We start from the raw sequence: 26,391 nt of genomic DNA, 5'->3' as shown, positions 1-26,391 counted from the left end.
CCCAATCAATAACTGCATTGTATATCATAGATTTGACCGATCAGTATTTTGTACTGATAAATTCCGTTAAATCAGGCAAACTCCAGTCAAAGTCACGCGTGATGTCTGTCTGTGCACAGATCCGGCGAAAATATGCTGATAAATCGATAAACATGAGAATTAATCAATGATTAGAGTAGGGATCTTCGGTGCGAATGGTCGCATGGGACGAGTGCTTATTGAAGCAACTAATAACGCTGATAATTTGACACTGGGCGGAGCGGCGGTAAGAGCTGACTCGGCCTGGGTCGGGATGGATGTGGGAGAATTGGCCGGAATAGGCAAGCAGGGGTTAGCCGTTTCCGGCGATCCTGAATCACTTGTTGACGATGTGGATGTCATTATTGATTTTACTTTACCTGCCGCCTTAGAAACTAACCTTGCCTGGTGTGTGGCAAATAATAAACCAATTGTGATTGGCACGACGGGTCTTAATCAGGCACATAAAATTGCTCTGAATAAAGCCGCGCAACATATCCCGGTGGTTTTTGCTGCCAATTACAGTATCGGAGTTAATTTACTGCTTAATTTGGTTAGACAGGCCGCCAGGGTGATGGGAGAAAGCGCCGATATCGAAATAGTCGAGACCCATCATCGCTATAAAAAAGATGCGCCATCCGGCACTGCAATGGCGTTAGGTGAATTCATTGCTGATGAACTGCAACGTGATCTGCAGCAATGTGCTGTGTATGGGCGCGAAGGCGATACCGGTGAACGGAACCAGCAAACTATAGGTTTTGCCACAGTTAGAGCGGGTGATGTAGTAGGCGATCATACGGTGATATTTGCTGATATTGGAGAGCGACTGGAATTGACTCATAAAGCCTCCAGTCGGCTGACTTTTGCCAAAGGCGCAGTAAGAGCGGCTGAATGGCTGGTTAACCGTCCAGCAGGTTTATACTCCATGCAGGACGTGCTTGATCTTGCCTGGCAATAAAGTGGTCTAACCTGAATCGGCTACTTTAATATAGATAACTGTTATTTATAGGGGCTAAGTTACTAAAATTGGTTAAAACCACCATTTTTCATCTAATACCGAATTGAACATGGACGTTTTAAGCTTGTTCGTGTACACTATTGTGGTTTTGCCAAAAATTAGCAATTTGCTTGCAAATGGTAGGGTAAACAGCTGTGAACGGGTAATAAATACCCGTTTTTCTTAAGGTTTTCCATAATAGGAGGTTGGTTTGTCCAAATCTGCCCTTTTGGTCCTTGAAGACGGTTCTGTTTTCAAAGGCACCGCAATTGGCGCTGATGGTATTTCAGTCGGTGAAGTCGTTTTTAATACATCGATGACAGGCTATCAGGAAATTCTCACCGATCCATCTTACGCAGAACAAATCATTACCCTCACCTATCCACATATTGGTAATACCGGTACCAATCAGGAAGACAAAGAATCCAGTCAAATTTGGGCCAAAGGTCTGGTCATTCGTGACTTACCCCTGATGGTCAGTAACTTTCGTTCAGAACAGGACCTATCCAGCTACCTGCAAGACAATAACATTGTCGGGATTGCAGACATAGATACGCGCAGATTGACCCGGGTGCTTAGAACAACCGGTGCGCAAAACGGTTGTATTATTACCGGTGAACTGGATGAGCAAAAAGCGCTGCAGGCAGCAAAAGCCTTTCCTGGCTTGAAAGGAATGGATTTGGCCAAAGTGGTCAGTACCAAGCAGGCATATCAGTGGAATGATTCAGTTTGGTGTTTGGGAAAGGGGTATGCAGCAGATCAGCAAAACTTGCCATATCATGTGGTTGCGTACGATTTTGGTGCCAAACACAATATTTTACGTATGTTGGTCGAACGGGGTTGTCGCCTGACTGTAGTGCCAGCGCAAACTTCTGCCGAAGACGTCTTAGCACTTAATCCCGACGGGGTTTTTCTGTCCAACGGCCCGGGAGATCCGGAACCTTGTGATTACGCTATCAACGCCATTCAGAAATTGCTGGATGCCGATATGCCGATTTTCGGCATTTGTCTGGGGCATCAGTTGTTGGCATTAGCCAGCGGTGCCAAAACCTTAAAAATGAAATTCGGCCATCACGGTGCTAATCATCCGGTCAAAGATCTTGCCCAAAACAGAGTAATGATTACCAGCCAGAACCATGGTTTTGCGGTGGATGAACACGATTTGCCAGATAATCTTGAAGTAACCCATATCTCGCTGTTCGATAAAACCTTGCAGGGTATTCACCGAACAGACAAAGCGGCATTCAGCTTTCAGGGGCATCCTGAAGCGAGTCCGGGTCCACAAGATGCGGCATCATTGTTCGACCATTTTATCGATTTAATCAAAGCAGCGAAGGGATAAGTGACCAATGCCAAAACGTACTGACATAAAAAGCATTCTTATCTTGGGCGCCGGACCTATTGTTATCGGTCAAGCCTGTGAATTTGATTACTCAGGTGCCCAAGCCTGTAAAGCCTTGAAAGAAGAAGGTTACCGGGTCATTCTGGTCAACTCTAATCCGGCCACTATTATGACCGATCCAGAGATGGCCGATGCAACCTATATCGAGCCTATCCATTGGGAAGTGGTGAAAAAAATCATCGAAAAAGAACGCCCGGATGCAGTATTGCCGACAATGGGCGGACAAACTGCTCTTAACTGTGCGCTGGATTTGAATAAGCACGGTGTACTGGACGAATTCAATGTTGAGCTGATCGGTGCCTCGGCCGATGCCATTGATAAAGCGGAAGATAGGGAACGCTTTGACCAGGCAATGAAATCCATCGGACTGGAATGTCCGCGCGCCGAAATAGCGCATAGCCTGGAACAGGCTTTTGATGTGGTTAGCCGTATCGGTTATCCCTGTATTATCCGGCCTTCTTTTACCATGGGCGGTACCGGTGGTGGTATTGCTTACAATAAAGATGAGTTCGAAGAAATTTGTCGCCGTGGTCTAGATTTATCTCCGACCAACGAATTACTGATTGACGAATCACTGATTGGTTGGAAAGAATATGAAATGGAAGTGGTACGGGATAAAAGTGACAATTGCATCATCGTCTGTACCATTGAAAACTTCGATCCAATGGGCGTACACACCGGTGACTCTATTACCGTCGCACCAGCTCAAACCTTAACGGATAAAGAATTCCAGATTATGCGTAATGCGGCTATGGCGGTATTACGTGAAATTGGTGTAGAAACCGGCGGCTCTAACGTACAGTTTGGTGTGAATCCGGATGATGGCCGTATGGTCATTATCGAGATGAACCCGAGGGTATCTCGCTCTTCAGCATTGGCATCTAAAGCGACCGGTTTTCCGATTGCCAAAGTAGCAGCCAAACTGGCAGTCGGCTATACCCTGGATGAACTGGCTAACGATATTACTGGTGGATTAACTCCGGCGTCGTTTGAGCCTGCTATCGATTACGTTGTGACTAAAATCCCGCGCTTTAACTTTGAAAAATTCCCTGGTGCCAATGATCGACTGACTACCCAGATGAAGTCCGTCGGTGAAGTGATGGCGATTGGTCGTAACCAGCAAGAATCGATGCAAAAGGCCTTACGCGGTCTGGAAGTCGGTGTAAATGGTCTGGATCCGATTCTGGACATGACGGATCCTGATGCCAAAGCGATTTTGATGCGTGAATTAATGGAGCCCGGTGCCGAGCGTATCTGGTATATCGGTGATGCATTCCGGATGGGCATGAGTGTCGATGAAGTATTTGAATTGACCAAGATTGATCGCTGGTATCTGGTGCAATTACAGGAAATCGTACAACTTGAATCTACTGTGACCGAAAAAGGGTTAATTGGCATCGATCAAGACTTGATGCGTACCCTTAAGCGCAAAGGTTTTGCTGATGCGCGTTTGGCGGCGTTAACAAAAGTTAGCGAAGATGATGTGCGTGAGGCCCGTCGTAGCATGGGGATCCAACCGGTTTATAAACGGGTTGATACTTGTGCCGCTGAGTTTTCCACTGATACCGCCTATATGTATTCGACTTATGACGAAGAATGCGAAGCGAATCCGAGCTCGCGGGATAAAATCATGGTGTTGGGTGGCGGGCCTAACCGGATTGGTCAAGGCATCGAATTTGATTATTGCTGTGTTCATGCAGCGCTTTCACTGCGTGAGGACGGTTACGAAACTATTATGGTTAACTGTAACCCTGAAACAGTTTCGACAGACTATGATACCTCGGATCGTTTGTATTTTGAGCCGGTAACATTGGAAGACGTGCTGGAAATCGTGCGGGTAGAACAGCCTAAAGGCGTAATTGTGCAATATGGTGGTCAAACGCCACTAAAACTGGCAAGAGCGCTGGAAGCTAACGGAGTGCCCATTATTGGTACCTCTCCGGATGCCATTGACCGCGCTGAAGATCGCGAACGTTTCCAGCAAATGGTGCATAAGCTGAATTTAAAACAACCCGCTAATGCGACTGTGACTAATATCGAACAGGCGTTGGTTGAAGCTGAGCAGATTGGTTTCCCGCTGGTGGTTCGCCCTTCCTATGTATTGGGTGGCCGTGCAATGGAAATTGTTTACGATATCAATGACCTGAAACGTTATCTGAATGAAGCCGTCAAGGTTTCCAATGATTCTCCGGTATTGCTGGACCGCTTCCTGGACGATGCCATAGAGGTCGACCTAGATGCCATGTGCGATGGGGAAGATGTGGTGATTGGCGGCATTATGGAACATATCGAGCAAGCAGGGGTGCATTCCGGTGACTCCGCCTGTTCACTTCCGCCCTATTCATTGAGCCCTGAAATTCAAGACGTGATGCGCCAACAAGTTAAAGATATGGCGCTGGAGTTGGGCGTAATCGGTTTGATGAATACCCAGTTTGCGGTTAAAAACGGTGAAGTTTATTTAATCGAAGTAAATCCCCGCGCTGCCCGCACTGTTCCTTTTGTGTCTAAAGCGACAGGTATGCCACTAGCTAAAATAGCTGCCCGTATTATGGTTGGAAAAACCTTGGCCTCCCAAGGGATCAGTAAAGAAATAATTCCACCTTATTATTCGGTGAAAGAAGTGGTACTTCCTTTCGCCAAATTTTTGGGCGTTGACCCGCTATTGGGGCCTGAAATGCGCTCAACCGGCGAGGTAATGGGCATTGGTGAATCGTTTGAAGAAGCTTATGCAAAAGCGAACTTAGGCGCTAGCGCACCCATACCAAAACAGGGTAAGGCCTTGTTGTCTGTGCGTAACAATGACAAACTGCGTGTTGTCGCGTTAGCTAAAGCTATGATAACCAAAGGTTTCAGCCTTGAAGCTACCAAAGGTACCGCACAAGAATTACAAAAAGCCGGTGTCGACTGTAAGGTAGTTAACAAGTTGTCTGAGGGTCGTCCAAACTTGATGGACTCGATCAAAAATGGTGAATATAGCTATATTATCAATACGACAGAAGGTCGGCAGGCAATTACCGATTCGGTCTATATCCGACGTGCAGCGTTGTTAAATAAAGTGACTTATACCACAACATTAAATGCTGCCTTTGCTACTATCAATGCCAATGAGGCAGATGATCGTGCCAGAGTGACATCGGTTCAGGAATTACATACAAGAGTAAGTTAACACTATGAGTCAATATCCAATGACAGCTCATGGCGCTGAATTATTGCGTAGTGAGCTGAATGAGTTGAAAACAGTCAAGCGTCCGCGAATTATCAAAGATATCGCAGAAGCACGTGAGCACGGCGATCTGAAAGAAAACGCCGAGTATCATGCTGCCAGAGAAGAGCAGGGGTTTTGTGAAGGACGCATTCAGGACATCGAAGGCAAGTTATCCAACGCCCAGATAATTGATGTCACTAAAATGCCTAACAATGGCAAAGTTATTTTTGGTGCCACTGTGACTATCCTGAATATCGAAACCGAGGCAGAAACGACCTACCGTATCGTGGGGGAAGATGAAGCCAACATTAAAAATAATCTGATTTCGATCAGTTCGCCCATTGCGCGCGGACTAATAGGTAAGGAACTGGATGACATTGTCAATATCCAGACGCCAGCCGGGATAGTCGAATATGAAGTGGTTGATGTGAAATATATATAACAAAAATATTTAGAAACAAAAAACGAGTCTCAGGACTCGTTTTTTTATGGATGAAAATATAAAGGTTGTTATCTTTTCGGGACGCTAATTTTTTTCTCGTCACTTTGCCGATAAATAATCAGGGTATGGCCAATCACTTGCAGTTTAACCGCGTCGGTCTCGCGTACGATAGCGTCCATGATCAGGGATTTTTCTTGCCGATCATCGGTTGGTACTTTGACTTTGATTAATTCGTGATGGGATAACGCGGAATCAATTTCAGCCAGTACCCCTTCAGTGAGACCATTGCCGCCAAGCTGGACAACGGGTTTTAGCGAGTGGGCTAGGCCCTTGAGGTACTGCTTTTGTTTGTTTGATAGATTCATTTACAAATTTAATTGGTTACTAGAGATTGAAAAACGCTATTCTAGCGCCATCTTAACAGTATTCCTAATCTGTATGTGATTTGATCACAAATAAAGAAGCAAACAGATGTCAGTCAATATTGGCTAAAAACAACGTTGGTGAATATTTAAAACGGCTAAGTGATTAGTTTAAAACAGTTGAACAGGTAAGCCGGATCGGCCCGGAACCCGCTCGCGGGAAGTTTATCTGGTGGCGACGGACTACAAATTATAGTAGTCTTACAGGCAATAAATTACGTTTTTATCATAAGATAAAACGAGTTAAATAGAGGTCACGACATTGAGTGATATGGCAAAAAATTTAATCCTTTGGTTGGTCATCGCATTGGTATTGATGTCCGTTTTTCAGAGTTTTACGCCCGGTGATTCGTCAAACCGGCAAATGGACTACACCCAGTTTGTACAAGAAGTACAGCAAGGGCAGGTGCGTGAAGTTCGCATCAACGAAAGGGAAATTAAAGGCTTCAAACGTTCAGGTGAAAGTTTTGTTACCTATATTCCTTATTTTGATGACCAGTTGGTTGATGATTTAATCAAACACGATGTCCGTTTGATTGGTGAGCCGCCAGAAGAGTCATCGTTCCTGGCTTCTATCTTTATATCCTGGTTCCCCATGTTGTTGTTGATTGGTGTGTGGATTTTCTTTATGCGCCAGATGCAAGGCGGTGGTGGTCGTGGCGCCATGTCTTTCGGTAAAAGCAAAGCGCGTTTATTGGGTGAAGACCAGATCAAAACTACTTTTGCCGATGTGGCAGGTTGTGACGAAGCCAAAGAAGACGTATCAGAGTTGGTTGATTTCCTGCGCGATCCGTCCAAGTTCCAGAAATTGGGCGGTAAAATTCCTAAAGGGATTTTAATGGTGGGACCACCAGGAACAGGTAAAACCTTATTGGCTAAAGCTATTGCCGGTGAAGCTAAAGTGCCGTTCTTTACTATTTCAGGTTCTGATTTTGTAGAAATGTTCGTTGGTGTCGGTGCATCTCGTGTGCGGGATATGTTTGAACAAGCAAAGAAATCAGCCCCTTGTATTATTTTTATCGATGAGATCGATGCAGTGGGTCGTCAGCGTGGTGCCGGTTTAGGCGGTGGACACGACGAACGCGAGCAGACATTGAACCAGATGCTGGTCGAAATGGACGGATTTGAAGGTAATGAAGGCATTATTGTTATCGCTGCCACTAACCGTCCTGATGTACTGGATCCTGCATTGTTACGCCCCGGTCGTTTTGACCGTCAAGTCACTGTTGGATTACCCGATATTCGTGGCCGTGAACAAATTCTCAAAGTGCATATGCGTAAAGTGCCGCTGGCCGACAATGTTGAGGCATCGGTTATTGCTCGTGGTACGCCTGGATTCTCCGGTGCGGATTTGGCCAATCTGGTCAATGAAGCCGCTTTGTTTGCTGCTCGTGGTGGCAAACGTACCGTATCGCAGGAAGAGTTCGATAAGGCTAAAGACAAAATCATGATGGGCTCCGAGCGCAAGTCGATGGTAATGTCAGAAGAGGAAAAAGCCATGACGGCCTACCATGAAGCCGGACATGCCATTGTTGGTCGTTTGGTACCTGAACATGATCCTGTCTATAAAGTATCGATTATTCCCCGTGGCCGTGCCTTAGGGGTGACCATGTATTTGCCGGAGCAGGACAGATACAGTCATTCCAAACAACATCTGGAAAGCATGATCTCCAGTTTGTTTGGTGGGCGGATTGCCGAAGCGCTGATTTATGGTGATGAAAAAGTCACTACCGGAGCATCAAATGATATTGAACGCGCTACCGATATTGCCCGCAAGATGGTGACCCAATGGGGGTTGTCCAGCAAAATGGGGCCCATGTTGTACGCGGAAGAAGATGGTGAAGTTTTCTTGGGCCGTAGCATGGCAAAAGCCAAGCATATGTCAGATGAAACAGCGCGAGCCATCGATGCTGAAATAAAGGCAGTGATCGATAACAATTATGATCGAGCCGAACGTTTGCTCAAAGAAAATATCGATATTCTGCACTCAATGAAAGAAGCATTGATGAAATATGAAACCATTGATGCCCTGCAAATTGACGACTTGATGGCACGCACCGATGTACGCGAGCCGGCGGACTGGAATAGCCGTGATGATAACAAGCCCACAGGTGGTGCTACACCAACCGATACCAAGCCTCAGGTACAAACGCCTAGTAATAAACCGGGCGACATTCCAGGTTAAATAATCTTCAGGCGCTCAAAACGGGCGCCTTTTGTTTATCCTTTCACATTACTGACCAGCTAGTTACCTGTACATGCAATTTGCCAATAAAACGATCGATTTGACGCAGCCCAGAGTGATGGGCATTTTGAATGTGACGCCGGATTCTTTTTCGGACGGTGGCCGTTTTACCAATATGGATGCCGCGTTAAATCACACCAAACAGATGCTTGACGAAGGCGCTGATTTTATTGATATCGGTGGTGAGTCTACCCGGCCAGGCGCTGCTGACGTAACCCTTGAGCAGGAACTGGACCGGGTGATACCTGTGGTAGAGACTATTTGCCGGGAATTTGATTGCGTGGTGTCGGTTGATACCAGTAAAGCCCAGGTGATGACTGAAGCCGTAAAAGCGGGAGCTGGGTTGATCAATGATATCCGCGCGCTAAGGGAACCAGGGGCGCTTCAGGCAGCTAAACAGGCTGACGTAGCGATTTGCCTAATGCATATGCAAGGCAAGCCGCGTACTATGCAGCATAATCCGGAATATGGCGATGTCGTTGCCGATGTGCTGTCGTTCTTGCAAGAGCGGGTCCTGGAATGTGAAAAGGTTGGCATCAGTCGAGATAAAATAATATTGGATCCGGGATTCGGATTTGGTAAAAATCAGCAACAGAATTATCAATTGTTAGCTTGTTTACAACAGTTTGACCAAATGCGATTACCTTTGCTGGTAGGCATGTCACGCAAGTCCATGCTTGGCAACGTGATTAACCGCGATACCAAACAGCGGTTGGCGGCCAGTATTGCGGCTGCTACCGTCGCCTTGATGCAAGGGGCGCAGATAATCAGGGTACATGATGTGGCTGAAACAGTTGACGCAATAAAAATTATACAAGCAGTAAAAGCTATTTAAGGGAAAAATATGGCAAGAAAATACTTCGGTACTGACGGGATCCGCGGCAAAGTTGGCGAGAGCGCGATAAATCCTCATTTCGTTACCAAATTGGGTTGGGCTGCCGGTAAGGTACTGGCAGGGAGAGGAACCAATAAAGTACTTATTGGTAAAGACACCCGTATTTCCGGTTATATGCTTGAATCGGCGATGGAAGCCGGATTGTCCGCCGCCGGCATTAACATCGGATTATTGGGTCCAATGCCGACGCCGGCAATTGCTTATCTGACCAAAACCTTTCGTTCCGAGGCCGGGATTGTTATCAGTGCCTCGCATAACCCCTATTACGACAACGGTATCAAGTTTTTCTCTGCCGATGGCATGAAGCTGGACGACGATATTGAAATTGCGATCGAAGCCATGATGGAGCAGGAAATGGTTTGCGTGGCTTCCGACAAACTAGGTAAAGCGAGTCGAATTGATGATGCCGCCGGGCGTTACATCGAATTTTGTAAGGGACATTTTCCCAGCGAACTTTCCCTCACCGGTCTGAAGATAGTGGTGGATTGCGCGCATGGTGCTACCTATCACATCGCACCAAATGTATTGCGTGAACTGGGTGCCGAGGTTGTTGAAATTGGCACTAAGCCGGATGGGTTAAATATCAACGATGAAGTGGGCGCAACATCCATGGATGCCATCACCAAACTGGTGTTGAGCGAGAAAGCGGATCTGGGTTTTGCACTTGATGGTGACGGCGATCGCATTATGCTGGTCGATCATAAAGGCAATATCCTCGATGGTGACCAGATTGTTTATATTATTGCCCGTGATGCATTAAAGTCAGGTCGATTGAATGGTGGCGTAGTGGGTACTGTAATGAGTAACCTCGGTCTCGAAATGGGGTTGAGCAAGCTGGGCATTCAGTTTGAGCGCAGCAAAGTCGGTGACCGTTATGTGATGGAATTACTGCAAGCCAAAGGCTGGACTATCGGAGGAGAAAGCTCAGGTCATGTTATCAACCTGAACGCAACGTCAACCGGTGATGGTATCGTCGCTGGTCTGCAGGTGTTAACCGCCATGTTACATGCGGAGATGTCACTGTATGAGTTGAGCCAAGGAATGGAAAAATATCCGCAAACACTGATTAACGTGCGTTTTAGTGAAGGCAGTTCACCACAATCTGATCCTGTAGTGATCCAGGCGGTAAAAACCGCTGAGACAGAAATGGGGGAGACCGGCCGGGTATTATTGCGTAAAAGCGGTACTGAACCGCTTATTAGAGTGATGGTGGAATCCCGTGATGCTGCTACTTCGGATAAATGGGCGCAACATATTGCTGATGAAGTGAAAAAAGCCTCGGCATGAAGCTAAAAAGCCCATTGTTCTACTTGTAACTTTACCTCGGGTTAGATAATATCTCGCCCGCTTTTTAGTGGAGTCAAAATGGAACCACAAAACAGACAATTAATCGTCGCGGGTAACTGGAAAATGAACGGTGACCTGGCGTTGATAGAAAAAATGTCGCAAGCACTGGATAATGCAGCGTTCACCAATGTAAAAGTTATTGTGTGCCCACCTGCGGTTTATCTACCTTTATTAAAGGCCGAAACCTTTAGTAAAGGTGCACAAAACGTTAGTGATAAATCTGGCGGTGCGTTTACCGGTGAAATCTCTACTTCAATGCTTAAAGAAGTAAAGGTTGATTATGTCATTGTCGGTCACTCCGAACGACGTGAAAGTTACGCTGAAGATAACCTGTTAGTAGCGGAAAAAGTAGCCACTATACTTGATGCCGGGTTAACACCGATTTTTTGTGTGGGTGAACCCGAGCAAATCCGGGATGCCGGGCAATTGTTCGAGTTTTTAGCCGAGCAACTGAATGCCGTGCTGGATAGAGTTGGTGTGGATAATTTTGCCAATCTGGTCTTGGCTTATGAGCCTATTTGGGCCATAGGCACAGGTAAAACCGCGACACCAGAACAGGCACAGGAAGTACATCAGTTTATTCGCCAGCATATTGCAGGTAGAAATGACAGCGTCGCTCAAGGATTAACTATTTTGTATGGCGGCAGTGTGAACGGCGCGAATGCGTCCAGTATATTTGCACAACCAGATGTAGACGGGGGCCTTGTTGGAGGCGCCAGTCTGAAACCGGAAGAATTTATTAAGATTTGCCAAGCGGCAAACGAGTTGAGGTAAAGCATGCTTTACGAAGTATTGATTGTAGTTTATTTGATAGTGGCCCTGTTGTTGATTGGTATGGTACTGGTGCAACAAGGTAAAGGCGCTGACATGGGCGCGTCCTTTGGCGCGGGCGGCTCCAATACCGTTTTCGGTGCCAGCGGTTCCGGCAATTTTATGAGCCGCACCACGGCAATCCTGGCAACGCTATTTTTTGTGATTAGCTTGATTCTCGGTAATTTGTCCAGCTCGCAAGAAAAACAGGTAGACGAATGGCAAAATCTTGAAAGTAGTGCGGTTCAACAAATTCCTGCTGAAGAACAGCCTGCAGACACTGATGTGCCAGCCAGTGATGTTCCCGCTGCCGATCCTAAGCCGGAAAATAATATTCCCGAATAATTATCGGTAAAAAAATTTGCGGATGTGGTGGAATTGGTAGACACGCCATCTTGAGGGGGTGGTGAGCATCGCTCGTGGGGGTTCAAGTCCCCCCATCCGCACCAAATATAAATAAAGGGCTGTAGCGTTTTTCGTTACGGCCTTTTTTGTTTTTTAATGTAGCCGCCGGGTTAGTTTGAGAACAATCGCGGGTTAGTTTGAGAACAATTAACTATGCCACGTCGCTTTGCAATGTAGTGGGTGTGAAGCTTGGCATCGGTACTTTATCTTTGAATGTTTTAACTCTTGTTACGTGCAGAGTGGGGTAGAGTGTGGGGTTGTTGAGAACGTAATCAAGTCTGGGGTGCTGCTCAACATCCTGTGATAGCCACAGCTTTAAAAACTCTTCATCGTTTGGTAAGAAGCATGGAAAAGCTTTGTCATGGTATGGCTCCATTTTTGGATGGGAGTCCCTTGTAATAATTGCCAGGCTATAGCAACCATTTTCAAACGTTCTGTACAAGGCGCCGAGGGCAAATACTTCTTCGCTGTCAAAGTAGTATTGGTGCTTAGTTTTACCCACCCGTTTAGATTCACCCAAACCCGTTGCAAAGACGATAGCGCGCCTATGCTTAACTGCCCCTTTCCAATATGAACTGTCTAGGTTTCGAGCATTGAACGTTGTTCGTTCACCTGGTTCGATTGTGTTGCCATTTTCAGTACAGTCATACCACCAGGTGGCAGTTATGGGTTTAATGGTTCCGTCTTCTTCAATGCATGCGTCAATCTTGCGATTTGCATTCCCTCCAAACGCGGGATAATAGCGTTTAAAACCCGGTTCTAAGATGTCTCTAAAGTCAGGGGTTTGCATTACCTTGCCTGGTCGTTCTCCGTTTATCTCAACGTAACCGCACATACTTGTTCACTCTTTTTTGTACCAATACTAATGTACTAATATAGTGTGATCATTGTTGCTATAAAAGCTGAAAAACTGTGTCTGAGTTTGATCGCTGTTGCCCATTTTGTAAAAGCCAATTAATGCCGGGTATCATTTGGACTACTCGTGGCCCTGCCCATTGGACGTGCTGGGTAGAGCGCGTAAAACAATTGCCCATAGCTCCTAAAAAACTGACGTTTGATCCGAATGTAATTTATGAAAATTACTATGATGCAATGACCGGCGTATTGCTGACTCCACAGCAAGCGATTAATCGCTTCAATAAACGACAATATTTTACATATGAACTAGATTTATCGCCTAAACCACCACAATTTTGACATTGCAGTATTAGTCATCTATACGTTTATACGATCCAGTGGGATCGTGGCAACGGAATTGCCAGTATAAAATCCAGCCCCTCGAAAGAGGGGCACTCTTATGCCACGTCAGATAATGTAATATCCGCATCCACCAATCGATATTCGCCCGCGCCAGTATAAGACTCATTGGTAACTGGCCCGGCCGCTATTTGCGTAGCGCCAATATACAGTGCGCCGTGGGTTATGGCAGTACCGGCAGGTACACCAAATACAGCGAGGTTTTCAGCATCGGTGGGTAATACTCCTTCGGCCGGGGCTTCATAAGTGACCGCCTGCCGTACATATGTCCCGCCTGTTACTTCATCGTTATCATAGTCAGCAGATGTAAACAGCGCTGCAACGATTGTTGCCGGGTTAAAGGCTCCGGATAATAATAGGTTTTTGCCTGCTATTGTTAGGTTCATGGTTGTGTGCTCCCAATTGTTGTTGTGACAAAATTGTCGGTTGATTGCAGGATGGTTTTACTGCTCGTTGGTGTCGTCCAGACTCGCATTTCGTAGAGTACGCGGCCTGAATGATTTGTGGCGGTGCTTGGCGCGGTGACGTGAAATGCACCATCCACAACACTGATGCCGTTTCCGAGTTGCGCGCTAAACAACTCCACACCAGTAATGGTGCCTATGCGAAATACTGCGTCGATATAGTCGCCCGCATCGATGGTATTGCCGGATTTATCGACAACTGGAATGACAAACTCGATAGCGTCGTTTTGAAAGCTCATGCGACCCCCTTTAGTATGACTGGGCCAGGATGAACGGCCTGCAATTGAATAATGTTTTTATGAATAGGTGTTGCGCCGTTTATGCCCACCCAGGACACCGCTATTGAATTAACAACTGGCCAATAGCCTTCAGCGGTTTTGACACCTGTAAAATTGACATTGGCTGTTGCCGCCGGTGTTATTGTGCCCAGTGCAATTTTTTGGCCGGAGAATTCGTTACTGGTTTGAGCGGTTATGGGCAATGCCCCTGCGGCGGCCTTACTGCCCGCGAAGTTTACCGATGCCGCTACCGACACATTAAAGCTACCTAAGCGGATATCGAGCGATGAACCCAGCCAATTAACCGTTGCCGCGGCATCAATTGGCATTGATCCAAATGCAGTTTTAACGCCGTTTAAACCGGTGTTAACCGTTGCATTAATGGGCCAGGCTGCCTGGGATATTTTAGTACCGTCTAAACTGACCGAGGCGCTCAGATTGACTGAATAGGTACCTACTGCGACTTTTTGCCCTGTAAAGCTGGCAGTGCTTTGTGCAGCAACGTCCAGATTTCCATTAGCTATTTTGTTGCCGCTAAAAATGGCAGAGATGGCCGCGTTGATATCAAAGATGCCGTCACGGGTATCTACTGAATTGGCTTCAAATATCGTGTCGTAAGGGGATATTGACAATTGAACCGCTTCCTCGGCGGATACCGCACCTTCAAAAATCATTATGTAAGCCAGTTTGTCGGTTGAATCACCAATCAGTGGATTATTACCAATATTTAATCCTGGAGTTTCTGATCTGGTGCGTATATCTCCGTTTGAACAAACGATAGTATTGCCAGCACCATCATTGGCAATAACTACGCTTGCAAACTCGGTTGCAGCATCACTAAACCAGGGACGTGTATTTACTAAGTTGCCATAGTATTTCCCATCATAGGGATTAACCCCTTGTTGAAACGTAGATTGATCAGCCGACTCCAAAATGTACGATTTCACAAATTGGCTACCGCCATCATTCGGGGTTTTAAACACTCCAAAAACAATGGTAATACCGGTGGCGGACAGGTCACCTATATCAACGGGCAGTGTTAACCCGCCATCCAACACGGGAATGCCGTTATGGGTTGTCAGTGATCCATTTATCGTTAAATCACTTTCGGACACAAAGTCATAAACAGTGGTACCGGCACTACTAAGAATAGGGATGATTGCTAACGGAGTAACAGACAATGATTTCAGTAGGCTAGATGGTGTTATGTCAGATTTGCTCTTAACTGGTGGATGGGGGGTATCCGCTGCGACCCGTGCAAACCATACATTACCTAACTCTCCGTCGTTTACACCACATAAGGCACCACTACCAACGTAATGCCAGCGTCCTTGTACACCGTTTGTATTGTCGCCAGTGACGGTTTGATTGAGGGTTAGTTTACGAAGAGCGAAACTGGCAGGGAACAAATTATCAGGGACACTTAACTCCCAAATATCCGATTCACCTTCCCACATGACTATAACTTTGCGGTCGTAGTCGTATGTAGCACCAAAGCCAACGCTAGCTGGCCATCCGGCCACACTGGTATCTATTTCAATAGTCTGAAAGGAGCCTACATTCGCCGTTAAATCGTAAAAGTATAAATGATCCAAGTTATGTAAAAGTGCGACTAATATGTGCAGGTGCGGGATATAAAGTAGTTGGCTAATATTGCCAAGTTGGCTGTTATTAGTCGCATAAACTGTCGTTGTGTCGGTGAGTCTGGTCACACCAAAAGATTGCTCAATAATATTGTAATTATTATTGTCGAACAGCCAAACTTTATTGCCATATGCAACAGAACGTCTTCCATTTACATTGTCTAATCCTCGGGCAACGAAGTCCCGGTTATCAAACAACTCCGCACCAATATCGGTTGGATCAACGCCGGTTCCTGTTTCACCGCCGGTTTTTGTCGAATCAAACTTATTGTGATCAACTAGCCAGGGACCAGTTGTAATTAATGCACCACTTGGCTGAAATGCGTCATCTATATATTCGTATCGATACCCCTGATCAAAACTCGGACCGTACCAATCAGACCCTGTACCAACGTAAATCCTATCCAAGTCAGGTAAATAGTGGACATTGCAATAGGTATGTGTAGCCTTAAATGGCAGGTTTTCCGGTGTGGTATTAACGGTATAAACAGGATGCAAAATACTATTTACAGCATCGTCCGTCATCTCGGTTGGCAAATAACCCAAATGCCAATCTAAGTCACTAAAGGCAAAATAGGGCATTTCATTGCCGGCATAACCAAAGTGTCCACCTCCTGTATGTGGCATTATTTCCAGGCTGGGAATAAATGTGTTTGTTGACCAGTTTTCTAGAATACCTTTAGGGTTTGTATAGGTAGGCCCTTTAACTAATGTACGCTTGGCTTCCGGAGTCCACGCTGACGAAATTGGATTGACATTTATCTTAACAACGTCAAGCGGCGACAGTCCGCTGACCAAGCCTGCAATTGTCGCCATTATAACTTCCTCTTAATTTTGATTTTGCGTTGAGTGGTGATGAACTTCCCAGCTTTAACGCGTTGGTTAAAGCGCAAGGGGAATCCCATTCTTAACATCGTCCGCTGGATAGCTTCGTGTACTTGCTTTGTTCTATGCCGTTTGCTTTTGTCGATAAGTAGCAGTTTTACCCACCCTTCTCCTGCCCCGGCAGCGTTGATTGTGGTGACCGCGTTGAACTCTTCCTCATCATCAATAAAAATACGTAAGGGCACTGTTTGTAGCTCGGCGCGCACTTTTATGTGTAAATCGGGGTAATCGAAGTCAATAAAATTTACATCGCTCATAGTGAATCCAACTCACTAATATAGGGTGCTGCTGCTGCGCAAAAATCGGTTTCGGCCGCATCAATGGCGGCTTTACCGGCATGCCTTATGTTGTGGGTGGTTTCTAAAAATGCTTCAAACGCGCTTACCTGGATCTCTATTTGTTGCGCGGCATTTTCGGCAGTCTGGCTAGTATTGGTGGCGTAGTTTTGCAGCATTGCAGGCACGTTGCCTGCAATGCTGCCAGCGGTGCGCCAGTCTTTTATGCGGCAGGCTAATAGGGCGTATTCTTGGTCGATTAACGTACCCTGGCTAACTACTCTAAACCGCGCGCGGCCTGCGGCCTGGTCGATGGCATTTTTAGCGTCGGCCGCCGTCCACATGGCATCTACTGGGGGCAGTGTGGCCAGTGTGGCTAAACCGGCACTTTTAATATCCATTAATGCGTTGTCTAACAATACATCCGGCGCAGGTGGCCTGATGTTAGGGCGCAGGGCTGCGGCTTCTTGCTCAGTTAGCTCTTCCGGCTCGCCATCAACAAATTTAAATAGGTCTTTGGGGTAGGCTCCGGCCACAAACGTTTCGCCCTCTGTTAATTCGGCAGTTAGTTGTGCTTCAGCGGTGACGAGGGCATCATCGATTGTTTTGTCGTGCAATTTAACAATACGTTGTTGTACGTTGTTTTTGATTACCGTGAATGCTGGCATTACAGTTGCTCCACAGCTGTTAAATAACCTGATGCACTACCAGAATCCACATAATTTGATGCATAAACCTGCAATTGGTAACTTGCTGCACTTATCGTTGATACGTTGTGGTATGACAGGCTAACACTTGGAAATTTACTGATATCCGTGTCTTCATAACCCCCATTTACTGATCCATTTTTTAACCATCTGACCTTCAATGTAACTAGTGTCACATTACTGGCATTGGCCTGCACTTCCATATCAAAATCCCAGGTGCCCGCTGGCACAGATAGATTGACCAACGTTTGCCAACTTCCCCCAGGTAAACTGTTTGAAGAACCACTATCGGAATAAGTACGGGCTGTTGCAATTGGGCCAGGTGGCCCTGGTGGGCCTATTCCGCCATCTTGACCATCTTGACCATCTTGTCCGTCGACGCCATCTTCACCTACATATTTTGACCAAGTGTAATCACCCGCAGAGCTGCTTTCCGTTGCTGTGGTTTTATTGGTAGCAATGCCAATATATTTTTTGCCTGTAGGGTTATTGCTTAATCCGCTACCACTGCCGTTGTCGGCATATTTTATCCAGGTGTAGCGTGGCGTGCCGTCGGCACCCGGCGGGCCTTGTATACCGTCTTGGCCGTCACTGCCATCTTCACCCAAAATCTTGGACCACGCATAATCACCGGGCGTGCTGCTTTCTGCCGATGTCGTTTTGTTGTAGGCAAAACCAATATACGCCTTACCTGTTGGATTGTTGCTAATGCCGCCGCCACTGGCATTATCCGCGTACTTGATCCAGGTATAGCGAGGTGTGCCGTCGGCCCCTGGAGTACCGGGTACGCCCTGGGGGCCATCGTCACCCACATATTTTGACCAGGTATAGTCGCTGGGATTGGTACTCTCGGTAGCTGTGGTTTTGTTAGTGGCAATGCCGATATAAGTTTTACCGGTTGGGCTATTGCTAAGGCCGCTCCCGGCTGCGTTGTCGGCATATTTTATCCAGGTGTAACGCGGTGTTCCGTCTGCACCGGGTGGGCCTTGTATGCCGTCTTGGCCGTCCTGTCCATCATCACCGAGTATTTTTGACCAGGTGTAATCAGCGGGATTGGTACTTTCGGTGGCGGTGGTTTTGTTGTAGGCAAAGCCAATATACGCCTTACCCGCTGGATCGTTACTTATGCCACCGCCAGCGGCAGTGTTGGCATAACGTATCCAGGTAAACGTTGTTGTACCGTCTGCACCGGGTGTGCCGGGCACTCCAGCGGCGCCATCTGCCCCGGTACGCAATTTAACAATGGTAAAGCGCTGGGTAATGTCGCTGTAACCTTCACGGGTGGCGGTTAAATCTACGTAGCCCTGGTCTACACTCATTGCATTAACAGTATATGTGCGGCCGGTTAAACTACCGGTTACGCCGCTGCTGGCGCTGGCCGAAATGCTCCACGCCATGCTGTCATCCACCAAACCCACATAAATAGATATTGTGGTTGCCGCTCCGCTATAGTCGCCGCCCGTGCCATCTGCCGCAACAGATACAGCATGTACAGTGTTGCTCAACCACCCGCTAATGGCCGGTTCGCCGCCGCCAGCAGCTTGGGGTAGCCAGGTGTATATTGCCGGATCTGCAATGCTGGCAGTGGCAACAGTGCGGCCGGTTGCAACGCCGTAATACGCCTTACCTGTTGGATCTAAACTAATACCGGTGCCGGTATCGTCGTCGGCATAGGCTAGCCATGTATAAAGTGTTTGTTCAACGCCGTCTATTTCGATCTCTATCCAATCGCCTTCGCCGGTCGGCGTTACTAACCGGTATTCGATACTGTAAGTGACATCTTCAACAATATTATTCAGTACCAGGGCGCGGTTTTGACCGGCGGGTATCACGGTGGCATCGACACTGGTATGCCAGCGCCATTCGTAAGTGGTGTTGGTGGCCAATGGGGTGGGCGGCTCTACGCTAATCATGCCAGGCTTGGCGGTAACATTGGGTAGGCCGGTTGGCGTAACAATAACGCCAATGGCCAGACTGTATTCGGTTAAATCATCTGGCGTGCGACCAAAACGGTTACGCGGCGCTACGGTAATTAAATAGGATCCAATTGGCAGACCGTTAATGTCAGCTTGCTGGCCAACGGGGTGCAGCTCTTGTACAACAACACCGCCAGGATCGGTTTTAATGGTGACGGTGTGGCCAACGACCGATGCAGGCACAGGGTGTTGCCAGGATAATATGCCTTGGCGATAACTGTCTGCCGGAGTTTCGGTGTAAACAACGTCGGTGACTTCGTTGACATTAGTCGTGTCAGGCAATGTTGTGTTGGGGGTTAAATTGCCCTGACTTGGGGTAAAGTCATCGGGGTAGATGGCTTCGCCATCCTCGGCCAGTGTTACTAAAGTTTCCCTGCGGCTAGTGTCGTGTTTGGCTTCCTCAACAACAAATTCTTTGCTAATGCCGCTTTCCGGATCAACAAAAATTAGGTTGCTGCCCGCGACTACATCTAACCGCAACCCCGGCAATGGTTGATTAGCTACAAATCCTGCCCTGTTGCGTTCCAGTGCCAATTTACCCAAACGCTGTGCCTGGGTTTCACTGGTCACCATTAACAGCTTTAAGTCATGTTCCAGGTGTGCACCATCAGCTGTTTTGTATACAGCATTTGCAACAACCGGAGCATCAGTTTGCTGCCACTTTTTATCGGGTGCGACGTACTGACAACGTACGGTATTGCATCTTTCTTTTTCGGGGCGGTGGGGGCGGTAGTTAGGCAGTGTAGTACCCGATTGCGCTTTTATGGTTAAGGTTGCGGGGCCACTATACATGGCGGGTTTAATATAAATTTTACCGCCTATACGGTATGGCTTAGCACCAAAACTGTCCATGATGTTCTTTAGCCCATCAACGGGCCGTAGTGCGTTGGTTAAAACGCCATTACAGCTAAAGCGGGGTTCGGTTTGGGGGGTGCCATCGCGATCATAATATGCGGTTTCTTCGTCACAATAACTGGCGGCTTGGGCGACAAAGTCCCAATCAAAGCGGCGGTTAGGCTGGGGTTTATAGCCATGAAACCGGCAATAATCAATTGCACATAATTCGGGGTTGTTACTCCATTCCCAAGTTGCTGGTGTATCGATTCGGTGAGCGCCACTGCCTCCGGCTGTGTCATCTTTGCGCGGATCGTAAACCCGTTTGCCCTTTACCAAAAATTTAGTTTCATTTAGCCCTTGTGGGAATCTGTTTGGATCCCGTTTTATTTTTAATACTGCGTAGGTTTGGTCGTACCCAATGTGATTGTTTGTCCATCCTTGTACATATTGAAGGGCAGTGGGATCAGCGGTAATTTGTTCTCCTGTATAAAAAGTACTGGTTACAACTGAGCTTAAACTGGCTGCACTTTTGCCCTCTATTTCGTAAATCTCGACGGATTCACAGGGATGGCCAGCAATATGCAAAACCATAACATCATATTTTTGGCCAGATATAACAGGGTCGGCATACCCTACCAATTGCGCACCTACTACTGCCAAACCATAAATTATTTTACGGGGTTGATTTGCAGCAGTAGTTAATGCCTGAGAATTGGTGGTATCGACCCCAGTATCACCCAAGTCTGGCTTCATTGCTTCGGTTAGCGCAACGGTACCAACTGCGGCAGCTACACCGATGGCAATTGCGGTACCAACGGCGTAACCGGCGGCTGTTGCTCCTGCATAAGCAGCTACTCCAACAATTACTGGAGGCATTATTTAACCTCCCAACAAAGTTTGACCAGGGTAAGAGGGCAGGTTGATAAACCTTCATGCGTAGCTACCCAAACTTGCCCACCCATCACAATACCGGCGGTGTCACCTAATGATGTTTCTACCAAGACCACATCACCACGACAAACCTGTAAACGTGGTTTAGGTGTGCCAAATAGATGGTTTAACGTGGCTTTAATGGTGCCTTTACCGTACTTTTTTAAGGCACGAGCCGCGCCTAATTCGGTGCGGTAGCGGCCTACAATTTGCGGGATGGGGTGGGTGCCTGTTATGGCTTCAACTGCGGCGGCGGTAAACAGGCAACAGTCAAATGTTCCCCAAGCAAATGGCGTGGTTAAATTGCTACGAATGTAGTGGTTTAAATTGGATTGCCAGTTGGGTAACCTCATGTTAAATCCTTCCACTTGTCTTTACCGCGGAAACTGCCACCGTTACCGTTGTTTTTAACCGGCAAGCTATGTAGCGGGCTGCCTGCAATAATTTCGCATTGGTCAAAAAACTGATCGCCTGGATGTAAAAACTGTTGTGCGGCATCGGTAGTACGCGCTGCTTCAGGGGCAGTAGCCCAACGCTCAAACCAATCGCCCAACGGGATATTGATAATGGCTGGAATTTGTTTGGCGGCATCGCCACGTTTTACTTTTACATCCACCATTTCGCCATCAAAAAAGTAATCGTGGCCTTCCAGAATGCGGCGGTGTTCATCCAGTGCCACCAGGTGCATAAAGCAGTCTCGGCCGTTTGGATCTTCATTCAACACCACATTAATTAATGTAGGGTCCATTACTTTTAAGCTCAGGTTTAAGCGGTTGGCTCCGTCACTTGAGTTTTCGGTTACTTCGCCAATGCCGCCAAATTCGCCGACTCCTAAATAACTATTGCCGTTATATATGCGTTCACCCACTCCCGAGTGACAGCGCACCCAACCTGATGGCCAGTCCATTTCTAAAAAGGCTAGTAATCTTGATGGGCTGGCGGTAGCAGCGGCCAACATGGTAGGGCTAAGTAAACGACTAATCATGCAGAGACTCGATAAAATCTAGTTTAACGTTACGATACAAACGGCGATTGCCGGATAATTGCTGGATTTGCTTTGGATCTGTCCAGCGGCTGGTTGTTAGTAGTAGCGATGGTTCTGTAATAATAATTTGGCCATCGCTGGTTAAATCGGCTATTTCATTGGCCACGTACAAACGGGCGCGGCCTGTGGCATCACTGATTACGTCATCGGTAAGTTCGTGCAGTTTTGTGCCTAACATAAAACGGTCAGTTGCGTAGGCAACCAATGTGTTGGGCGTAAATCCTCGTACATCTACGTAAAGCCCATATTGACCCGTGCCATCCACAACAGGACTGCCTGACCAATTGCCCTGATGTTGATAAACAGGGTCGCGTAATTTTGTTTTGTTAACCGGGCCACGCAACTTATTTAGGTGGCCGCGAAGTGCTAAACCCTCTTGCATCGTCAGTACATTAAACAAGTAACTTACAACCCAACGCTCTCCGGCGTTTTCGGTTATGTATTCGTGGCCGGACACCTCACTGGTGCCCATACTGGTATTAAACACAATTACATATGAGCAACGGCTAATGGGTAAGTCGGGGAAAGTGAATACAGCCATTATGCAGCCCTCCCGGATAGCATTTGGCTACGAGGGCCATTGCCTGCAAAGTCTTGCTGTAATCTGGCATCGTATTCTTCTAATGCGGCACGAACGCGTGCTTCGATTACTGCTTCCATGCCTGGTTGCGCACCTTTGGCATCAATATTTATATTGGGATTAAATTGGTAACTATTGCCGCCGTTATTATTAGTCGTTGCCGCTACTACTTGCTCAAAGTTTTCGCGTTGTTTAGGATTTAGTACCATTTCATCACGGCGCAATAAGTAGGTACCCTCGTGTGACGCTGGCACTATTGGTAAACCATCGTGTGCAATACCTAATATTGACAACCCTTCAGCCAGACCAATAGTACTGGTTATTCCTGCCATTGCAGGGATGGAGTTACCCCCAAAACTGGCGAGGGATGCCATTGCTGCGGCCGGAGCATATGCTGTAGCTATGGCCGTTCCAGTTGCTGCCGCAGTAGCAATATTTGTAGCGGCACCTGTAGTTGCAATTGTTTTTTCTATAGCCCACAGAGCGAGTTTTTTTACGCCAATTTCAACTAATCCAGAAATTACAGATTTAATTGCCCCTTTGGCTATACCTTGCATGGCCTCACCAAAGTCTTGTCCCTCGGTAACCGCCGTACTTACCGCTTCACCAATACCTGCGGTAAAGCGATCAAATGTATTGCCCCACATAACATCAAAATTTTCAGATGTTTGGCGCATGTGTTGCTGCATTCTTTCCCAAAAACCGAGATTATTAGCCTCGGATTCTGCCTGATACTCGGCCACAAGTAAGCGCTCGGCATCTTGGTGAGTACGTTTTATTTCGAATAAGCGATCTGATTTTTCTTGTTCTATCTGCGCTATTTGATCGGCGTTACCTTTAGCTTTTTCAATTTCTGAATTGTAAAACTGTTCAATCGACTGTTTTATCTGGTGATATTGGTTGGTATACGCATCTTGTTTACGGTACAAGCTGGTTAACAAGTCAGCCTCTTGCTGGCTTAATTGACCGCGCTGAACTGCTGAACGCAATTGCAGTTCCCGATCAAATGCTTCGGTTTCATCTCTAAAGGACGCTATTGCTGCATCCAAGCGTTGGGTATCACCTGCTTTGAAAGCCTGATTAACTTCATTGATTTGAGTGTTTATTTCATCAACATCTAACGTGGCATGAAATAGAGAACTTTTTTTATCGCTTAAATTGTTGAGTTTGGTCTCCACTTCGTCAATTGCAGCCTTCAACTTGCCTAATTCCTGTGCATCATTAGCAATTTGACTGATGCCGGAGAATTGATTAGTCGCAGGGGCTGCATTGTTGCGACGATCTTGCTGGCGTTTTTCCTCTTCTGCATATTGTCTTTGCAGTTCAATTAATTGGTTTCTAGCTTCTACCTCTTGCTGGGTGAGCTTTTGAATTTCAATCTGCCGACCCACATTGTTAAGCTTGATGTACTTATCTATTAATTTTTGCAGTTCGTCTTTGTGCTCCCTGGTTTTTTCGGTGGCGGTTTCCTCTTCTCCGGAGAAGTAAATCAGCATTGATGCAGCCGCAAAAACGACACCAGCGGGGCCACCTAAAATCCCCATTGCTGCGGTTACTCCTCTGGCACTCACTGCCAAAGCGTTATTGGCAACACTGGCGACAGTAGCTGCACGGGCTTGTACACCACATGCTGCGCTTAGTCCAGTTACCGCTGGTGTAGTTGATAAGGTAGTTTTTAATAATGTGCCTTTAGCGATAGCAGCTGAAGCAAGCGCTGAAACATATCGACCACCAAATATAGCGGCTGCAACAAACACAGCATCAGCTATAACATCAATATTTTCAGACAGGCCAACAATCGCCTCACCTGCCACCTTGCTTGCGTTGGCGGCTCGGTTTTCTTCATCTATATACGCCATTAAATTATTTCTGGCGATGGTAAAACTTTGCTCTATGGTTGCTTCTACTCTGGCGTAACGGCGGTCTACTTCACTGGCGTAGTTTTGCAGCGACGTAATGAGAAGTTCTGATGATATTTTTCCTTCGGCAGCAAAGTCGCGTAATTCTCCTTTTGTTAGTCCAGTTTGCTTCATTACTGCTTTTAGTATTTCAGGAGCTTGCTCTGCAACAGAGTTAAATTCATCGCCTCGTAACGCACCTGCCGCCAAACCTTGAGAAAGCTGGATGATTGCAGCATTGGCAGCCTGAGAACTGGCACCGCTTAAAGCAAATGATTTATTAACGGTATCGACTATGCCTATTAGTGCTGTTTCATTTTCAAGTAACGTTCCCGCATTGCGACTTAATGTGGCGTATAGCTCTGTAGTACTGGACATAGACGTTCTTGTAGCGTTTGAAACATCTAGCAACTGTTCGCGGATTTTGGATAGATCACCTTCACTGCTAGCAACATCACGAATTTTATTGTTTACCAGCGTCATTTCGTCTGCATAACTAACCAGTTGATTAGCTGCAAACGCGCCTGCCAATATCCCCGCCATACCCGTCACGGTATTCTTTATTTGTGAAATGGCCTTATCAGCATCATTGGCTTTATTAGCAACAACACCAAGCTCGTTTCCGGCTTGTTTTGCTGTTTTCGTCAGGCTTTTATCCTGCCCGTTGAAAATAACAGATAAACGCATAGCCATTATTTTTTCACCTTTTTATTCAACTCGTGGGCTGCTACCTGACCTAACACCCGTACTTGACCAAATTGTTGATGCGAAAATTGACGCTCATGCATTTGCACCTCTGCCTGTATCGCTAGTAAATCCAAGCCTAGACACACTTTGTTATGCCAACGCAGCAGATCGTCTACCTCTAAAAACCAGATTAGTGCGTCCCAGTTTTCTTCCAATACTTCAAAATTGTCATCCGGGATATAACGGGCCATTTCCTGATCAATACGTTGCTGGGGTGCGCCCATTTCACGCATTTGGGCAATCAGCTCGTCTATTTCTTGCTGGGGAATTTCCGGCCCATTTGCCCAATAACGAGCCGCCCCTTCTAGTTTTTTGCTGCAATCCCGAGCACCATGTTTTGGTATGCATCAAAACTAGCTTGTACAAAATTGGCGTCATCAAGGCAGTCAGCGAAAAGCGCTTTATCAAATGGGATTGGGCTATCACATTCATCTAACATACCTTCCCAATCTGATGTCACCCCCTGAATAAACTGGGCTTTGGTTTGACGAGCGCAGCGGGCAGACATTTCCTTTTGCCCAAGTTGTTCAAAGATTAAAAAAATCTCAAATTCTTCGGTTTTGCCACCATCTCGGGCTTCAAAAACACTTACTGGCCATCGAACTTGTTTTAGACGTTTGCTGCGTTTATAAGCCATTTCGCTCTCTCAACTTAATCTCTATTTATGGGAGCCATCCATGG

24 protein-coding genes and 1 tRNA gene are annotated in these 26,391 nt (G+C 46.7%); 11 read left to right on the top strand and 14 right to left on the bottom strand.

Features of this window, described 5'->3' with window-relative positions:
* The first annotated feature begins 166 nt into the window (after window positions 1-166).
* The 4 genes from dapB (at window position 167) to greA (ending at window position 6,064) form a co-directional block, all read left to right on the top strand.
* Entirely contained in the window at window positions 167-976 is an 810-nt protein-coding gene (gene dapB / locus V1467_RS12145; RefSeq protein ID WP_416305238.1) for a 4-hydroxy-tetrahydrodipicolinate reductase, read from the top strand.
* A 250-nt stretch (window positions 977-1,226) separates the two neighbouring features.
* Window positions 1,227-2,357, top strand: a complete 1,131-nt coding sequence (carA, locus tag V1467_RS12140) for a glutamine-hydrolyzing carbamoyl-phosphate synthase small subunit (protein WP_416305237.1) — start codon at window positions 1,227-1,229, stop codon at window positions 2,355-2,357.
* Window positions 2,358-2,364: 7 nt separating this feature from the next.
* A complete protein-coding gene (gene carB, locus V1467_RS12135; RefSeq protein ID WP_416305236.1) occupies window positions 2,365-5,583 on the top strand; it encodes a carbamoyl-phosphate synthase large subunit in 3,219 nt (1,072 codons plus the stop codon).
* A gap of 4 nt (window positions 5,584-5,587) precedes the next feature.
* Window positions 5,588-6,064 carry a transcription elongation factor GreA gene (gene greA / locus V1467_RS12130; RefSeq protein ID WP_416305235.1) on the top strand — a complete coding sequence of 159 codons (477 nt, stop codon included), beginning with the start codon at window positions 5,588-5,590 and terminating at the stop codon, window positions 6,062-6,064.
* 68 nt (window positions 6,065-6,132) lie between these two features.
* Here the strand turns inward: greA and yhbY are convergent, their stop codons facing one another.
* Window positions 6,133-6,429: a ribosome assembly RNA-binding protein YhbY gene (gene yhbY / locus V1467_RS12125; protein ID WP_416305234.1), complete on the bottom strand. Its 297-nt coding sequence runs from the start codon at window positions 6,427-6,429 to the stop codon at window positions 6,133-6,135.
* A 319-nt stretch (window positions 6,430-6,748) separates the two neighbouring features.
* On the opposite strand from yhbY, the gene ftsH reads away from it, so the two are divergent.
* From ftsH to V1467_RS12095, 6 genes are all read left to right on the top strand, one after another.
* On the top strand, window positions 6,749-8,671 hold the full coding sequence (ftsH, locus tag V1467_RS12120) for an ATP-dependent zinc metalloprotease FtsH (RefSeq protein ID WP_416305233.1): 1,923 nt from the start codon (window positions 6,749-6,751) through the stop codon (window positions 8,669-8,671).
* Between the two features lie 73 nt (window positions 8,672-8,744).
* Complete coding sequence (gene folP, locus V1467_RS12115) at window positions 8,745-9,566, top strand: dihydropteroate synthase (protein WP_416305232.1); 822 nt, start codon at window positions 8,745-8,747, stop codon at window positions 9,564-9,566.
* Between the two features lie 9 nt (window positions 9,567-9,575).
* The gene (gene glmM / locus V1467_RS12110) at window positions 9,576-10,913 is read left to right on the top strand and encodes a phosphoglucosamine mutase (RefSeq protein ID WP_416305231.1); all 1,338 of its coding nucleotides are present in this window, start codon (window positions 9,576-9,578) and stop codon (window positions 10,911-10,913) included.
* Window positions 10,914-10,991: 78 nt separating this feature from the next.
* Complete coding sequence (gene tpiA / locus V1467_RS12105; RefSeq protein WP_416305230.1) at window positions 10,992-11,747, top strand: triose-phosphate isomerase; 756 nt, start codon at window positions 10,992-10,994, stop codon at window positions 11,745-11,747.
* 3 nt (window positions 11,748-11,750) lie between these two features.
* Complete coding sequence (secG, locus tag V1467_RS12100; protein WP_416305229.1) at window positions 11,751-12,128, top strand: preprotein translocase subunit SecG; 378 nt, start codon at window positions 11,751-11,753, stop codon at window positions 12,126-12,128.
* An 18-nt stretch (window positions 12,129-12,146) separates the two neighbouring features.
* Window positions 12,147-12,232: transfer RNA gene (locus V1467_RS12095), tRNA-Leu, on the top strand.
* A 107-nt stretch (window positions 12,233-12,339) separates the two neighbouring features.
* Here the strand turns inward: V1467_RS12095 and V1467_RS12090 are convergent.
* Window positions 12,340-12,978, bottom strand: a complete 639-nt coding sequence (locus V1467_RS12090) for an SOS response-associated peptidase family protein (protein ID WP_416305228.1) — start codon at window positions 12,976-12,978, stop codon at window positions 12,340-12,342.
* 122 nt (window positions 12,979-13,100) lie between these two features.
* Here V1467_RS12090 and V1467_RS12085 point away from each other — a divergent pair, with 122 nt between their 5' ends.
* Window positions 13,101-13,385, top strand: a complete 285-nt coding sequence (locus V1467_RS12085; protein WP_416305227.1) for a hypothetical protein — start codon at window positions 13,101-13,103, stop codon at window positions 13,383-13,385.
* A gap of 98 nt (window positions 13,386-13,483) precedes the next feature.
* Here the strand turns inward: V1467_RS12085 and V1467_RS12080 are convergent, their stop codons facing one another.
* The 12 genes from V1467_RS12080 to V1467_RS12025 form a co-directional block, all read right to left on the bottom strand.
* The gene (locus V1467_RS12080; protein WP_416305226.1) at window positions 13,484-13,831 is read right to left on the bottom strand and encodes a hypothetical protein; all 348 of its coding nucleotides are present in this window, start codon (window positions 13,829-13,831) and stop codon (window positions 13,484-13,486) included.
* On the bottom strand, window positions 13,828-14,148 hold the full coding sequence (locus V1467_RS12075; protein WP_416305225.1) for a hypothetical protein: 321 nt from the start codon (window positions 14,146-14,148) through the stop codon (window positions 13,828-13,830). Before V1467_RS12075 ends, V1467_RS12080 begins: the two co-directional genes overlap by 4 nt.
* Window positions 14,145-16,646, bottom strand: coding sequence for a hypothetical protein (locus V1467_RS12070; RefSeq protein WP_416305224.1), 2,502 nt, complete (start codon window positions 16,644-16,646; stop codon window positions 14,145-14,147). Before V1467_RS12070 ends, V1467_RS12075 begins: the two co-directional genes overlap by 4 nt.
* Window positions 16,646-16,972 carry a hypothetical protein gene (locus tag V1467_RS12065; protein ID WP_416305223.1) on the bottom strand — a complete coding sequence of 109 codons (327 nt, stop codon included), beginning with the start codon at window positions 16,970-16,972 and terminating at the stop codon, window positions 16,646-16,648. The genes V1467_RS12070 and V1467_RS12065 overlap by 1 nt, the downstream gene beginning before the upstream one ends.
* Window positions 16,969-17,658 carry a hypothetical protein gene (locus V1467_RS12060; protein ID WP_416305222.1) on the bottom strand — a complete coding sequence of 230 codons (690 nt, stop codon included), beginning with the start codon at window positions 17,656-17,658 and terminating at the stop codon, window positions 16,969-16,971. Before V1467_RS12060 ends, V1467_RS12065 begins: the two co-directional genes overlap by 4 nt.
* Complete coding sequence (locus V1467_RS12055) at window positions 17,658-21,386, bottom strand: phage tail protein (protein WP_416305221.1); 3,729 nt, start codon at window positions 21,384-21,386, stop codon at window positions 17,658-17,660. The genes V1467_RS12060 and V1467_RS12055 overlap by 1 nt, the downstream gene beginning before the upstream one ends.
* A complete protein-coding gene (locus V1467_RS12050) occupies window positions 21,386-21,793 on the bottom strand; it encodes a DUF6950 family protein (RefSeq protein WP_416305220.1) in 408 nt (135 codons plus the stop codon). The genes V1467_RS12055 and V1467_RS12050 overlap by 1 nt, the downstream gene beginning before the upstream one ends.
* Window positions 21,790-22,425: a hypothetical protein gene (locus tag V1467_RS12045; RefSeq protein ID WP_416305219.1), complete on the bottom strand. Its 636-nt coding sequence runs from the start codon at window positions 22,423-22,425 to the stop codon at window positions 21,790-21,792. Before V1467_RS12045 ends, V1467_RS12050 begins: the two co-directional genes overlap by 4 nt.
* Window positions 22,418-23,026, bottom strand: a complete 609-nt coding sequence (locus V1467_RS12040; protein ID WP_416305218.1) for a hypothetical protein — start codon at window positions 23,024-23,026, stop codon at window positions 22,418-22,420. Before V1467_RS12040 ends, V1467_RS12045 begins: the two co-directional genes overlap by 8 nt.
* A complete protein-coding gene (locus V1467_RS12035; protein WP_416305217.1) occupies window positions 23,026-25,656 on the bottom strand; it encodes a tape measure protein in 2,631 nt (876 codons plus the stop codon). Before V1467_RS12035 ends, V1467_RS12040 begins: the two co-directional genes overlap by 1 nt.
* The gene (locus V1467_RS12030) at window positions 25,656-25,943 is read right to left on the bottom strand and encodes a hypothetical protein (RefSeq protein ID WP_416305216.1); all 288 of its coding nucleotides are present in this window, start codon (window positions 25,941-25,943) and stop codon (window positions 25,656-25,658) included. The genes V1467_RS12035 and V1467_RS12030 overlap by 1 nt, the downstream gene beginning before the upstream one ends.
* 71 nt (window positions 25,944-26,014) lie before the next feature.
* Entirely contained in the window at window positions 26,015-26,347 is a 333-nt protein-coding gene (locus tag V1467_RS12025; RefSeq protein ID WP_416305215.1) for a hypothetical protein, read from the bottom strand.
* Between the last annotated feature and the right edge of the window lie 44 nt (window positions 26,348-26,391).

The sequence above is a fragment of the Neptunicella plasticusilytica genome, from assembly GCF_047922965.1.
Taxonomy (GTDB): Bacteria; Pseudomonadota; Gammaproteobacteria; order Enterobacterales; family Alteromonadaceae; genus Neptunicella; species Neptunicella plasticusilytica.
This window is presented reverse-complemented; position numbering and strand designations above follow the sequence as displayed.

What these genes read in the sequence shown, in the direction of transcription:
- dapB (WP_416305238.1), top strand. Translation starts at nt 167, where the DNA reads ATGATTAGAGTAGGGATCTTCGGTGCGAATGGTCGCATGGGACGAGTG.
- carB (WP_416305236.1), top strand. Translation starts at nt 2,365, where the DNA reads ATGCCAAAACGTACTGACATAAAAAGCATTCTTATCTTGGGCGCCGGA.
- greA (WP_416305235.1), top strand. Translation starts at nt 5,588, where the DNA reads ATGAGTCAATATCCAATGACAGCTCATGGCGCTGAATTATTGCGTAGT.
- yhbY (WP_416305234.1), bottom strand. Translation starts at nt 6,429, where the DNA reads ATGAATCTATCAAACAAACAAAAGCAGTACCTCAAGGGCCTAGCCCAC.
- folP (WP_416305232.1), top strand. Translation starts at nt 8,745, where the DNA reads ATGCAATTTGCCAATAAAACGATCGATTTGACGCAGCCCAGAGTGATG.
- glmM (WP_416305231.1), top strand. Translation starts at nt 9,576, where the DNA reads ATGGCAAGAAAATACTTCGGTACTGACGGGATCCGCGGCAAAGTTGGC.
- tpiA (WP_416305230.1), top strand. Translation starts at nt 10,992, where the DNA reads ATGGAACCACAAAACAGACAATTAATCGTCGCGGGTAACTGGAAAATG.
- secG (WP_416305229.1), top strand. Translation starts at nt 11,751, where the DNA reads ATGCTTTACGAAGTATTGATTGTAGTTTATTTGATAGTGGCCCTGTTG.
- V1467_RS12090 (WP_416305228.1), bottom strand. Translation starts at nt 12,978, where the DNA reads ATGCAAACCCCTGACTTTAGAGACATCTTAGAACCGGGTTTTAAACGC.
- V1467_RS12080 (WP_416305226.1), bottom strand. Translation starts at nt 13,831, where the DNA reads ATGAACCTAACAATAGCAGGCAAAAACCTATTATTATCCGGAGCCTTT.
- V1467_RS12075 (WP_416305225.1), bottom strand. Translation starts at nt 14,148, where the DNA reads ATGAGCTTTCAAAACGACGCTATCGAGTTTGTCATTCCAGTTGTCGAT.
- V1467_RS12070 (WP_416305224.1), bottom strand. Translation starts at nt 16,646, where the DNA reads ATGGCGACAATTGCAGGCTTGGTCAGCGGACTGTCGCCGCTTGACGTT.
- V1467_RS12065 (WP_416305223.1), bottom strand. Translation starts at nt 16,972, where the DNA reads ATGAGCGATGTAAATTTTATTGACTTCGATTACCCCGATTTACACATA.
- V1467_RS12060 (WP_416305222.1), bottom strand. Translation starts at nt 17,658, where the DNA reads ATGCCAGCATTCACGGTAATCAAAAACAACGTACAACAACGTATTGTT.
- V1467_RS12055 (WP_416305221.1), bottom strand. Translation starts at nt 21,386, where the DNA reads ATGCCTCCAGTAATTGTTGGAGTAGCTGCTTATGCAGGAGCAACAGCC.
- V1467_RS12050 (WP_416305220.1), bottom strand. Translation starts at nt 21,793, where the DNA reads ATGAGGTTACCCAACTGGCAATCCAATTTAAACCACTACATTCGTAGC.
- V1467_RS12045 (WP_416305219.1), bottom strand. Translation starts at nt 22,425, where the DNA reads ATGATTAGTCGTTTACTTAGCCCTACCATGTTGGCCGCTGCTACCGCC.
- V1467_RS12040 (WP_416305218.1), bottom strand. Translation starts at nt 23,026, where the DNA reads ATGGCTGTATTCACTTTCCCCGACTTACCCATTAGCCGTTGCTCATAT.
- V1467_RS12035 (WP_416305217.1), bottom strand. Translation starts at nt 25,656, where the DNA reads ATGGCTATGCGTTTATCTGTTATTTTCAACGGGCAGGATAAAAGCCTG.
- V1467_RS12030 (WP_416305216.1), bottom strand. Translation starts at nt 25,943, where the DNA reads ATGCGTGAAATGGGCGCACCCCAGCAACGTATTGATCAGGAAATGGCC.
- V1467_RS12025 (WP_416305215.1), bottom strand. Translation starts at nt 26,347, where the DNA reads ATGGCTTATAAACGCAGCAAACGTCTAAAACAAGTTCGATGGCCAGTA.